Origin of the sequence: Paraburkholderia sp. BL9I2N2, assembly GCF_004339745.1 — a bacterium.
GTDB lineage: Bacteria > Pseudomonadota > Gammaproteobacteria > Burkholderiales > Burkholderiaceae > Paraburkholderia.
Genome location: NZ_SMGP01000001.1, coordinates 3,789,564 through 3,801,564 on the forward strand (window position 1 = coordinate 3,789,564; position 12,001 = coordinate 3,801,564).

Below are 12,001 nucleotides of genomic sequence, written 5' to 3' on the forward strand. Positions count from 1 at the left end.
GGATCAGTCTCCTAACGGTTGTCGATCGCCGCCGCCGCGGTGCGTGTCGAGTGCATGTTTCATGCGGCGCAGCAATTCGCGGCTCTCGTCACCCTGACTGACGGCAAGTTCGGTGACGAGCACATCGAGCGCCATCATCATCGCGTAGCGCGACGACGACGGCTTGTAAATGAAATCAGTTTCAAAGGCCACGATCGGAATCACCCAATCGGCGAGTCGCGCCAATGGCGAAGCCGGCGCGGTCAGCGCGATCACGGTTGCGCCGTAGCTGCGCGCGATCTTGCAGTTCTCGACCATCTCGGGCACGCGCCCGGTGGTGGAGAGCGCGATCACCACGCATTCGCGCGACACGGTGCTCGCCACCATGCGTTGCAGCAAGCCGTCCTGATAGGTCGCCACGGGCCGCCCGAGACGCACGAGCCGGAAGCGCATCTCGTCGGCGAGCGCGGTCGAGCCGCCGCCCATGCCGAACACGTAGATCATGCGCGCGCCGCGCAAGGCGGCGGCCGCGTCGCCGAGCGGCGCCTGGCGCAGCAACTGATGGTTGTGCGCCAGCGCGGTTTGCAATTCGTCGAACACGCGGGTCGCGATCGGCTCGGGCGCGTCGTTCGGACCGCCGGCCTTCAGGAAACGCTGCCCGACGGCGGCCGCCTGCGCGAGCCGCAGTTTGAGCTCGCGCACGTCGCGGCAGCCGACCGCCTTGGCAAAGCGCGTCACCGTCGCGACGCTCACCTCCGCCTGCTGCGCGAGCGCGCCGATGCTGGCGCGCGAGGCGCCCGTCAGATCGTCGAGAATCAGCGCGGCGACCTTGCGTTCGGCCGAGCGCAGTTCCGGCGCGCATTCGGCAATGCGCGCGACGATGTCGAAAGCCAGCGGTTCGGCGGTTAAGTTCATTGCAGACTGTGGGAGGCCGCGCGAAGGCTTATAACCCGCTTCCGCCCGACCGTGGTACTAAATAACATTTCTTCATCCATCGTACTTTCGGTAACATGGTAAAGTCAACTTTGATTCAATTTAACTGGACGATGGAGCAGGGAGACATGAAAGTTACAAACTATCAGGGCGCAACGATTGATCCTCATAGCAAGGGCTTGGGCATGGTTCCGGGCACCAGTATCCAACTCACGGATGCCGCGCGCCTCGAGTGGAACCTGCTGAACGAAGACGTGAGCCTGCCGGCCGCCGTGCTGTACGCGGACCGCGTGGAGCACAACCTCAAGTGGATGCAGGCATTCGTCGCGGAATACGGTGTCAAGCTCGCGCCGCACGGCAAGACCACCATGGCGCCGCAGCTGTTTCGCCGTCAGCTCGAAAACGGCGCGTGGGGCATCACGCTCGCCACCGCGCATCAGGTGCGCGCGGCTTATCACGGCGGCGTTTCGCGTGTTCTCATGGCCAACCAGCTGGTCGGCCGTCACAACATGATGATGGTTGCCGAGTTGCTGAGCGATTCGGATTTCGAATTCTTCTGTCTCGTCGATTCGGTTGAAGGCGTCGAGCAGTTGGGCGAGTTTTTCAAGTCGGTCAACAAGCAGTTGCAAGTGCTGCTCGAACTCGGCGTGCCGGGTGGCCGCACGGGCGTGCGCGACGCGGCGCAGCGCAACGCAGTGCTCGAGGCGATTGCACGTTATCCCGACACGCTGAAGCTCGCTGGCGTCGAGTTGTATGAAGGCGTGCTCAAGGAAGAACACGAAGTGCGCGAGTTTCTGCAAAGCGCGGTCGCGGTCACGCGCGAACTCGTCGAGCAAGGCCGTTTTGCGCGCACGCCGGCGGTGCTGTCGGGCGCGGGTTCGGCCTGGTACGACGTGGTCGCGGAAGAATTCGTGAAGGCGTCGGAGACCGGCAAGGTCGAGGTCGTATTGCGTCCCGGCTGCTATCTGACGCACGACGTCGGCATCTATCGCAAGGCGCAGACGGAAATTTTCGCGCGCAATCCAGTCGCGAAGAAAATGGGCGAAGGGCTGCTTCCCGCGCTGCAATTGTGGGCGTATGTACAGTCGATTCCGGAACCGGATCGCGCGATCATCGGTCTCGGCAAGCGCGATTCCGCGTTCGACGCCGGCATGCCGGAACCGGCGCGCCACTATCGTCCCGGCAACGAAGCTCCGCGTGACATCGCGGCAAACGAAGGCTGGGAGATTTTCGGCTTGATGGACCAGCACGCGTATCTGCGGATTCCCGCAGGCGCTGACCTGAAAGTGGGCGACATGATCGCGTTCGACATCTCGCATCCGTGTCTGACGTTCGACAAATGGCGTCAGGTGCTGGTGGTCGATCCGGCGTATCGCGTCACGGAAGTGATTGAAACGTTCTTCTGATGGGTTTTGCGAACGGCGCGTTCTCGGGCAACGAGGCGCGCCTTTCGTGGCGTTGCGGAAGGGCGGGTTTTTCGCGCCGCTCCGGCGAGGTGATTTTGTTTAACCGTGCCCGTCCGGCAAATCAAGGCTGGCGTGGCGCTTCACTGCCCACTGTCTCGGATGTTTGAGCGACAGCCTCAACTGCGCTGGCCGTCGCCGCCACTTCGCTGATCCTCGCCTCGAGCATTTTCAGCGCACCCGACAGCGCGTTCAGCGCGTCGTCCGGCAACACGGCTATCGTGTCATGCATAAACGCGTTGCGACGCGGCAAGCTGGCTTCCGTCGCCGACTGGCCCGCTTCGGTCAGGCGCACGTTGGTCACGCGGTTATCGCGCGTATCCATGCTGCGAGCGATCCAGCCCATACCTTCCAGCGTTTTCAGTTGCCGTGTCAACGCGCCCGGATCGACGCGCAAGCGCTCCACCAGCCGCTTCTGCGACGACTCGCCAGCCTGCTCGTGCAGCGCGAGCAGAATGCGCCAACGCGGCAACGGATGGCCGACGTGCGCCTCGAAAGCCGACATGAACGCCCGATATGTGCGGCCGAATTGCTGCATGACGGCGACGCGGTCCTGTTCTTCCATGATCTGTCTGTAAAACGGTGAGTCGAAAAATCAGTCCGCGTGAATCACGGGTTCGAGCTTGCGCTGGAGTTTGATCGGCGGCACACGGCGGCTTTGCCAGACCGACACCACGGCGATGATCGCCGCCATGGCGAGACCCAGATGAATCGCTGACACGAGCGCTTCTCGCGCGCTCTCGAGCAGCATCGCGCCGTTGTGGCCAGCATGCGTCAACTGGCTGAGCAAAGTGGTTTGCGCATCGCGATTGATGAGAATTTGCGGGTCGCCGAGATCCGCGAACCAGTGCGACGCGTGATCGTTGTCCAACGCGCTGCGCACGCCGCTCGCATACATATGGCTGACCAACGTGCCGGTCAGCGCCGTGCCGATCATGCCGCCGATCATCCGCAGCGACTGCAGCAGCGCCGTCGCGATACCGAGGTGTTCGCGGCCGGCCGTTTGCTGCGCGAAGATCGTCAGGTTCGGCATGACGAAACCGAGCCCCAAACCGCCGACGATCATGAACGACATCAACAGCCATTGCGGCATGGCGCGCGTCGCGACGACCACGCCGAGGCACGCCAGCGCGAGCAGCGTAAAGCCGATATACAGCATCAGATTCGGATTGCGCACGCGCGAGACGATGCGCCCATTGGCGATACTGCCGATCGTGATGAACACGACCAGCGGCGTAATGACGAGGCCCGCTTCTTTCGGCGACATGCCGAAGCCGCCCTGGAACAGCAACGGCGCGTAGAACAGCAGCGAGAACATCGAAAAGCCGCCCAGCACGGCCAGCGTGAAGAGCGCGGCGAGACTGCGGTTGCGGAACATGTCGACCGGCAGGATCGCCGTCGGGCAGCGCTTTTCCCATTGCCACAACGCGTAAGCCGACGCGACGCTCAAGATGAGCAACGCCAACGCGCTCAAGGTCACGCCATGCTTCGGCAGCAATTCGACGAACAGTTGCAGCGAGCCGAGCGCCACGGCGATCAACACGGCGCCGGGCCAATCGAGCCGCATCTTGCCTTCGTGTTCGACATGACGCAGATGCGGCAGGAAGCGCCAGACAAAGAACAGCGACAGCAGGCCGACAGGCAGATTCACATAGAAAACCGAGCGCCAGCCGTAATACTGCGTGAGGAAACCACCGAGCGACGGTCCCACCGCGTTCGCGATACCGAACGCCGAGCTCATCAGCACTTGCCAGCGCAGACGCACGACCGAGTCGGGAAACAGATCAGGAATGCAGGCGAATGCGGTGCCGACCAGCATGCCGCCGCCGATGCCTTGTAGGCCGCGCGCGAGCACGAGGAAGAGCATGTTGTTGGCCGCGCCGCACAGCACCGACGCGCCCGTGAACACGACGATCGACGCGATGACGAACGGCTTGCGCCCGTAGTAATCGCCAAGCCGGCCGAAAATCGGCACGGTGATCACCGAGGTCAGCAGATACGACGTGGCGACCCACGCGTACAGCTCGAAACCCTTGAGTTCGGCGACGATCGTGGGCAACGCGGTGCCGACGACGGTCTGGTCGAGCGCGACCAGCATCGTAACGAAGGAGATGCCGAGCATCGCCAGTAGCGATTCACGGAACGGTAAAACTTGCCCACTCGAGTGGTGGGCCGCGGTATGGACAGCCATTTTTGATGGAGCAACAGTTGACACGTCAAACGATTGGGAATCATACCACGCTGCGACGCTCTAAGCGGGACAAGCCGTCGTGGTTCGCCGCATCGGCAGTCGACTGAAGAATGGATATCACATGACGCCAGGGAGGCACATGGAGCCGAGTTCGCTCGCAACACAATCGTTATCGGACGACGACCTGAAAGCGCTGCGCCGCGCGAAACATGAACTGGAGAGCCCCGCTCTGGCGATGAAGCTGGCGAGCATCGTCGGCGCGCCGCTGGAGAAACTGCTCTCGCGCATGCCGGCGTTCGCCAACGAAAAAGTCACCGACGCGACGGAGCTGGCCTTGCGCAAGTGCCTGTCGATCGCGCTGCGCACACTGGGGCGGCAGGACGGCGCGACGCCGCTGGTGGTGCCCGACAAGCCGAGCAACTTGCTGCACAAGTTCGCCGTGGCGACTACCGGCGCGGCCGGCGGCGCATTCGGGCTGTTCGCGCTACCCGTCGAGTTGCCGGTCACGACCACGCTGATGTTCCGTTCGATCTGCGACATTGCGCGCAGCGAGGGCGAGGATCTGACGTCGATCGACACGCAGCTGCAATGTCTGACGGTGCTCGGCATGGGCGGCACGTCGAGCTCCGACGACGACGCCGACTTCGGCTACTTCATCATGCGCGGCGCGCTCGCGCAGGCGGTGTCGAAAGCTTCGTCTGAAATCGCGACCAAAGGCTTCACCGCGCACGGCTCCGCGGCCTTGCTGCGCCTGCTCAACACGATCGCCGCGCGCTTCTCCGTGCAGGTGAGCGAACAGATCGCCGCCAAATCCATCCCGGCGATCGGCGCGGTGCTCGGCGCGATGGTCAATACGGTTTTCATCGACCACTTCCAGCAGGTCGCGCACGGTCACTTCACCGTGCGTCGACTGGAACGGCAGTACGGCCAGGAAACGGTCGAAGCCGCCTATCAGGCGATCGACATTGCGCTCGACGGCTGAGCCGCGCGGCTCGTCACGCGTCGCACGAAGGCCGCGGCGCGGTCGAGCGCACGATTTCCTTCGGGGATGAACGGCGCGAAGATCGGCCAGACGTGCGGCATCTTGTTCCACACTTCGAGTTCGCAGTCGACACCCGCCGCCCGCGCGTTGTCGGCCACGCGCCGCGAATCGTCGAGCAACACCTCGGTGCTGCCCGCCATGATGAGAAGCGGCGGCAAGCCGCGCAGATCGGCATAAACCGGAGAAGCGTAGGGATGCGTTGCCGGCGTGTCGCCGAGGTAGACCTTTCCCGCTAGGGCAATCGCCGAGCCGCTGAACATCGGATCGAGACCGTCGTTGGTGCGGATGCTGGCGCCGGTCGCGGCCAGATCGGTCCACGGCGAAAATAGCAGCCCGCCTGCCGGCATGGGATCGCCGGCGTCGCGCAACGCCACCAGCGTGGCGAGCGCAAGACCGCCGCCCGCTGAATCGCCCGAGATCACGATCGACTCGGGCGCGATGCCCCCGGCGATTAACTGACGGTACGCCGCTGTCGCGTCGTCGAGCGCCGCCGGGAAGCGATGCTCTGGCGCGAGACGGTAGTCGAGGGAAAAAACCGGCGCATCGGCGCGCGTCGCGAGACCGAACACGATCGAACGATGGGTACGCGGCGAACAGAAGTAGTAGCCGCCGCCGTGGCAATACAGCACGGTCGGTCCGGCGTTTGCGGCTGGCGCACCGTCGGCGCGCTCGATCCACTCGCCGCGCAAGGGCGTATCGTCCGCGCCGTACAGCTCACGCAGACGCCACCCGCCCGGGACCCGCGGCGACCAGACGCGCTTGGCGGTCAGCGCGCGCGCTCTTTCGACATCGATGCGTGGCTTGAGGGTCTCCGGTCGAAACTGTCTACGCAGATACCAGCACGCGAGTGCACTTTGCCAACTCATCGGGACACGCTCCTTCGATTGTGTCCTGTCATGTTACGTGCGTTCGCTACTACGCCGGTGGATGGCCGCTTCTAATCTCAAAAACGCCTGCGTCGCCGCGGTAAGGCTTTCCGGTCGCCTAGTTCGCCGGCAAAACCTGCCCGCGAATTTCACCCATCGGGTTCTGTGCGGTATGGACGTTGAAGTACCACTGCCCCGCCATCAGATCCGTCACCTGCTGTTCGGTCAGCGCCGCCGAACCTTTGATCGGGCTGGCGAGCGCGCCCTTGTCGATCGGCACCTGAATCTTGGCGTTCTGGCCCACCGGCGCGGGGCCGTGGAAATGCGCGGCGGTTGCCGGGCCGCTCAAGCCTTCGTAGCTGACTGTCCATTGCAGGGATTTTGTCGACGTGTCGAACGTGGCGTCCAACATGCCGTGCCCGTGGCTCACGCGAGGCGGCACTTCGCTCGAAGGCTCGAGATCCGCCTTCAACGCCACCGTGTCCGCGAAGGCAACGCCCGACGCCAACGCCCACAGCACCACGGCAAGATTCAGTTTTCGAAGCGCAATCATGGTCTTCTCCGGACTTGATGCACCGCCGCACCGACACTCGGCCGCGCGCGAAGCCACCACATACTAGTGCAAATCCGCCGAACCTGTTTTTGCTGGGGAGCGCGAGGCCATCGCGCCTTTTTAGTCCGTCACTTTCGCGCACTGCACCGCGTTGGCGGCAACCGAACCGCGTGGCACTTTGTAGTTGTCCAAAGTGATCCCGGGCTTTTTTCCGACGCACAAACGGGCTTGCGATATCGATCCGAAGGCGCCTCGACGGCGTTTTAATCGATTTCCTCAAACAGTTAATTGCGCATTTTGTAATGAATGACCGGCAATATCCCGGTTATGCTTCTTCTTGCGAGAAGTGACTCCTTCATCGAGGGAAGTCTCCAAATCTTTAACGCGGCTTCGGCCGCGTTTTTTTTCGTCTTTGTCGCGCCCCCGCTCACACAGGCGCTGTAGCGCTTTGATGCGGTCGCATCTGCGAAAGCGGTTTTTTATACGAGCAACGCGGCCTGCTGTTCGATTCCGTCCAGCATGGCATTGCACTTGTCGATTAAAACCATCCCATCGTCGCGCACCCGTTCCGGCGGCTTGACCGTGATTTCGCGGCGATAGTCTTCAAGTGCCTTGAGCAGCGGTGGATATTGCAAGACGCTCGCCGCCCCCGCCACGCGATGAAGCCACTCGCGCACGCGGTCCACCTCGATCCGCTCCGTCTCGACGCGCTCGAGCAACGGCGACAACGACTGCACGTCCTCGCGAACGGACGACACGAACGAGTCGAGCAACGCCTTGACAGTCGATTCACTACCCCACAGTTGTGTCATGTGCCCGAGATCGACCGGGACGAACGGCTCGGCGCCGCCATGAACATCCGGCACGGCGACTGCCGGCGTGTTGACGGCCTCCGAAGGCGCGGCTTGCCACGCGCTGTCGGTGCCGAACCAACGGCTCAGATAATCACGCAGCGTGGCGAGCCGTGTGGGCTTCACGAGGCTGTCGTCCATGCCGGCGTCGCGGCACAGATTCAGGTCTTCGGGCGCGGTGTTCGCCGTGATACCCAGAATGGGCAGGCGATAAGCGCCGCCCTGCTCACTTTCACGAATGCGCCGCGTGAGTTCGTAACCGGACACCTTTGGCATGTGGCAATCCGTGATCAGACACCCGTAGCTCGTATGTTCCAGCGCGGCCAGCGCCTCGGCGCCATCGTTCGTGACGTCGCACGCGAAGCCGAGCAACGCGAGCTGGTGACGGATCAACTCCTGATTGACCGGATGATCTTCAGCGACGAGGATCAGCCGGCCACTGGCGATGGCCCGCTCGCGGTCCGGAGGCGGAGTGGCGCCCTCGGGCGTACGCGAGATACCTGCCGATCGCGGCGTCACCGACGGCAGCCCGGTCATCGCGGCGGCGCACGCGGCGCCGAGGCCGCGCCACGAAATGGGATTGATGCTGACGCGCACGTTGTCGTCGAGAATGCGGTAGCCCGTCGGCTTCGGCTTTTCGGTCAGACAGATGACACGCGTGCGCGGCCTGATGTCCGCGGGCAAGTCCACCTCTTCATTCACGAACAGCAAATCCACGTCGGCCAGTGCGGCGCGATCGTGCAGTTCGGGTGCGCCAGGTGAAACGCGGCGCAATTCGAGGCCGAGCGCTTCGCCGAAGTGCATCAGCGCCTGGGCGATACGCGCGTCGCCGGTTGCCACGATTCCGCGCTTGCCACGCAAGCCGTTCACGGAATAGTGCTGAGTCTCGAACGGCATGGCAAGCCGCACGGTCATGCGCGTGCCGCTACCCGGTTCGCTGTGCAACGTGAGCGAGCCGTTCATGAGGTCAATCAGCTTGCGGCAGATCGTCAAGCCAAGGCCCGTGCCGCCGAACCGGCGCGTGGTGGACGATTCCGCCTGCACGAACGGCTCGAAGAGCTTGACTTGCACCTCCGGCGCGATGCCGATGCCAGTGTCCTCGACGATCATTTCGAGCGTCTGAATGCCGTCGCTCTGCGCGACGACCGACACGCACACGTCGACCTTGCCTTGCGGTGTGAACTTGATGGCATTGCCGAGCAGATTAAAGAGAATCTGCCGCAATCGGACGCTATCGCCGCGCAGCGTGGCGGCAACGTCCGAGCCGATATCCACGCGCACTTTGAGACCCTTTTCATGGGCGCGGCCGGCCAACAGGCCGACAGCGTTGTCCACCAGGTCACGTATGTCGATGGATTCGGCCTCGATGGTCAGCCGTCCCGCTTCGATTTTCGAATAATCGAGCAAGTCGTCGAGAATCTGCAGCAACGCGCCGGCCGACTCGTGGATCATGCCCAGCATTTCGCCTTGGTCCGCGTTGAGCGGCGTGCGCTCCAACACTTCCACGAGACCGAGCACGCCATTCATTGGCGTGCGGATTTCATGGCTCATCATGGCGAAGAAGTCATCTTTGGCGCGCGAGGCCGCTTCGGCCAGGTCACGCGCGCGCGCAAGCTCGTCGGAGCGCGCGTGCTCCACGCTGGCGTCCACCCAGTAACCGCTCCAGACGACGCTGCCATCCGATTCGCGATGCGGTACCAATTCGGCACGCGCCCACTTGATGTCCTCATCGCCTGCGAAACGGAACTCCATGTCCACCGGCGTTTCGCAGTGCGCCGAGCGCTCGAGTTCAGCCAGCACGAACGCCCTATCCTCTTCGCACACGCGCTGGAAATCGACGTGATCGCTGCTGCTCTGCGAACCGTCTCGCACGCCCAGCAGATGACGCGTGTCGCCGCCGATATACGGAAACGAATACACGCCATCCGCAGTGCGGCGCAGTTGAAACACCACCGCCGGCAGCGATCGCGTCACGTCGAAGAGGCGTCGCTCGGTTTCGCGCGCGAGCATTTCGGCGCGCCGGATATCGGTGATATCGACTACCGTGCCGAGCACGCAAACGGGCTGACCGTCACTGCCGCGGCAGATGCGGGTCCAGAAAAGGCCATGCCGCACATTGCCCGCGCCGCGCTCGAACTGCAACTCCACCTCCGCGGTCTCGCCGCCGTTCAGCATCTCGCGTGTGATCTCGTCCAGGATGCGGCTATTGGCCTCGCCCCATGTCCGCACTTCGATGGTGCTTCGTCCGATGATCGCCTCGCGGCCCAATCCGCAGGCTTGCTCATAGGCCTCGTTGACGGCGATATACCGGCCATCGAGGTCCTTGGCGACGAGCGGATAGGGCACCGTCTTCATCAAGGTTTCCTGGAAGTTCAGTTGCAGCTCCAGTTCACGCTCGGTTTTCTTGCGCAACCTGACTTCCCGCTGCAGCAACAGATAGGCGCGCAGGGTAATCAGCAGCGCGACGCCGATGCCGATCAGCACCGGCAGCAGACGTACCGCGGTCACGCTCCACATGCCCGACTCCGGCGCGTTGCCGGTGACCCATTTCTGCCGGATGCGCTGCTTTTCCGCGGGCGGCATAGCCAGCAGCGCACGGTCGATCAGCCCAGCGAGCGGGCTCAGGTCCGGGCGTACAGCGAAGTCGAGCGCGTCGGAGTCGCCCACCGTGCCGAGGATCTTGAGGACGCCGTCGTACCGTTGCTTGAGCAGGATATCCACGGCGGCCACGTTGCCCACCAGAACGTCCGCCTCGCCGGACTCCACCATCTTGAGCGCGTCGTCGAGACTGGGCGCGACCGCGACGTGGTCCGCCGGAATTCGCTGGAATGCGAGCGTGACCGAACCGGCGACATGCGACGAAACGACGATGCGGCGCGACGCGAAATCATTCAGCGAGCGAGCGGCCGGTTCGTCCTCACGTCCGACGATCACCAGCGGATAGCTCTCGTATGCGCTGGTATGCCGCGCCTTCGTGAGGCGTGGATCGTGACTGGAAGCTGTGGCGAGAATTGCCAGTTCGCCGCGCTGGAAAGCTTCGATCGTGGCAGGCCAATCGGCGGTTTGGGCGCGGTTGAAGACGACGCCTAGAGTGCGGCTCAGATACGTAAGATAGTCGGCGGCGATGCCCGCCGGTCGGCCGGAGTTGTCGACGTAGCTGAAGGGCGGCCAGCGATTATCGAAACCAACCTGCAATGGTGGCAGCGTACGAAGCCAGGCCTGCTCTTGCGGCGTCAGCGCGAGACTCGGCGCGGCGGGCACAGGCTTCGCGTCGAAGTTGCCGGATAGCCAGCGCATGCGAATCGCCACTTCGTCGGCCGGGTTCATCGACGCGAGCGCCTGGTCGAGCTGGTCCCGCAATGCAGTCTGTTTGCGGGGCACCGCGAAGCGCAAATTGGAGGTTTTGCTGTTCTCCTCGAAGGCCACTCGCAAGCCGCGAAACTCGTCGGTGGACAATGCATATTGCACGACAGCAGTGGAGCCGAGATAAACATCTGCGTCGCCCTGGATCACTGCGGCGAGTGCGGCGTGCGTCGCGGTGAACGTGGTGATCTGGGCGTGTGGGAAGCGTTCGCGTGTCACACGCTCGAGCGCAAAACCTTTCTCCAGCGCGATACGCGCTCCAGCCAACTGGGCGGGACTTCCATAACTGTTACTGTCCCGGCGTACCACGACAGACGTGGAAGAGCGGAAATAAGGCGCGGTGAAACTCAAGCACCGCTCGCGCTCGGGCGTGCGGGCAAAGCTCATCAGCAGATCGACATTTCCGGCGCATGCTGCGGCAAGCAGTTGCGGCAGGTCCGGGAACGCTTTGGCTTCGATGACGACGTTCGGCCCGACGAGGGCGCGCAGATAGTCGACACTCATGCCGGTGAGCTGTCCGTCTTGCAGAGCGTCGAACGGCAGCCAACTGTTGGCGAGCACGCCGACGGTCAGTTTCGCGGGGAAACTGGCAACAACCTCAGTGTTCGAGCGATTGTCGAACGATTGAGCAAACGCTAATGTTTGTGCGGCGAAAAATAAGAGCCCTGCGAGCAGACCCAGCGAGAGGCGTTCAAGCGCACGCCTCATTGCAACGCCTGGCATGAAATTGACGGCAGACACGGTAATGGCACCCGGCGAC

General features: G+C 63.3%; 8 protein-coding genes. 2 read left to right on the plus strand and 6 right to left on the minus strand.

The genetic code is table 11. The features are described 5' to 3' along the window. Positions 1-3 precede the first annotated feature (3 nt). Positions 4-894, minus strand: coding sequence for a MurR/RpiR family transcriptional regulator (locus tag B0G74_RS17405; RefSeq protein ID WP_132376080.1), 891 nt, complete (start codon positions 892-894; stop codon positions 4-6). 146 nt (positions 895-1,040) lie between these two features. On the opposite strand from B0G74_RS17405, the gene B0G74_RS17410 reads away from it, so the two are divergent. After that, positions 1,041-2,318 carry an amino acid deaminase gene (locus B0G74_RS17410; RefSeq protein WP_132376081.1) on the plus strand — a complete coding sequence of 426 codons (1,278 nt, stop codon included), beginning with the start codon at positions 1,041-1,043 and terminating at the stop codon, positions 2,316-2,318. A gap of 121 nt (positions 2,319-2,439) precedes the next feature. Here B0G74_RS17410 and B0G74_RS17415 read toward each other — a convergent pair whose 3' ends face one another. Both B0G74_RS17415 and B0G74_RS17420 read right to left on the minus strand, forming a co-directional pair. Beyond that, complete coding sequence (locus B0G74_RS17415; protein ID WP_132376082.1) at positions 2,440-2,940, minus strand: MarR family winged helix-turn-helix transcriptional regulator; 501 nt, start codon at positions 2,938-2,940, stop codon at positions 2,440-2,442. 30 nt (positions 2,941-2,970) lie between these two features. Further along, entirely contained in the window at positions 2,971-4,566 is a 1,596-nt protein-coding gene (locus B0G74_RS17420; RefSeq protein ID WP_132376083.1) for an MDR family MFS transporter, read from the minus strand. Between the two features lie 139 nt (positions 4,567-4,705). Here B0G74_RS17420 and B0G74_RS17425 point away from each other — a divergent pair, with 139 nt between their 5' ends. Then, the gene (locus tag B0G74_RS17425) at positions 4,706-5,548 is read left to right on the plus strand and encodes an EcsC family protein (RefSeq protein WP_132376984.1); all 843 of its coding nucleotides are present in this window, start codon (positions 4,706-4,708) and stop codon (positions 5,546-5,548) included. On the opposite strand, the gene B0G74_RS17430 is transcribed toward B0G74_RS17425, so the two are convergent. From B0G74_RS17430 to B0G74_RS17440, 3 genes are all read right to left on the minus strand, one after another. After that, positions 5,518-6,474, minus strand: a complete 957-nt coding sequence (locus tag B0G74_RS17430; RefSeq protein WP_132376084.1) for an alpha/beta hydrolase — start codon at positions 6,472-6,474, stop codon at positions 5,518-5,520. The genes B0G74_RS17425 and B0G74_RS17430 overlap by 31 nt on opposite strands. A gap of 118 nt (positions 6,475-6,592) precedes the next feature. Then, positions 6,593-7,027, minus strand: coding sequence for a CHRD domain-containing protein (locus B0G74_RS17435; RefSeq protein ID WP_132376085.1), 435 nt, complete (start codon positions 7,025-7,027; stop codon positions 6,593-6,595). Positions 7,028-7,506: 479 nt separating this feature from the next. Next, positions 7,507-11,949: a transporter substrate-binding domain-containing protein gene (locus B0G74_RS17440; RefSeq protein ID WP_207915656.1), complete on the minus strand. Its 4,443-nt coding sequence runs from the start codon at positions 11,947-11,949 to the stop codon at positions 7,507-7,509. Between the last annotated feature and the right edge of the window lie 52 nt (positions 11,950-12,001).

Coding starts and splice junctions, on each gene's coding strand:
- B0G74_RS17405 (WP_132376080.1), bottom strand. CDS start 894: ATGAACTTAACCGCCGAACCGCTGGCTTTCGACATCGTCGCGCGCATT.
- B0G74_RS17410 (WP_132376081.1), top strand. CDS start 1,041: ATGAAAGTTACAAACTATCAGGGCGCAACGATTGATCCTCATAGCAAG.
- B0G74_RS17415 (WP_132376082.1), bottom strand. CDS start 2,940: ATGGAAGAACAGGACCGCGTCGCCGTCATGCAGCAATTCGGCCGCACA.
- B0G74_RS17420 (WP_132376083.1), bottom strand. CDS start 4,566: ATGGCTGTCCATACCGCGGCCCACCACTCGAGTGGGCAAGTTTTACCG.
- B0G74_RS17425 (WP_132376984.1), top strand. CDS start 4,706: ATGGAGCCGAGTTCGCTCGCAACACAATCGTTATCGGACGACGACCTG.
- B0G74_RS17430 (WP_132376084.1), bottom strand. CDS start 6,474: ATGAGTTGGCAAAGTGCACTCGCGTGCTGGTATCTGCGTAGACAGTTT.
- B0G74_RS17435 (WP_132376085.1), bottom strand. CDS start 7,027: ATGATTGCGCTTCGAAAACTGAATCTTGCCGTGGTGCTGTGGGCGTTG.
- B0G74_RS17440 (WP_207915656.1), bottom strand. CDS start 11,949: ATGAGGCGTGCGCTTGAACGCCTCTCGCTGGGTCTGCTCGCAGGGCTC.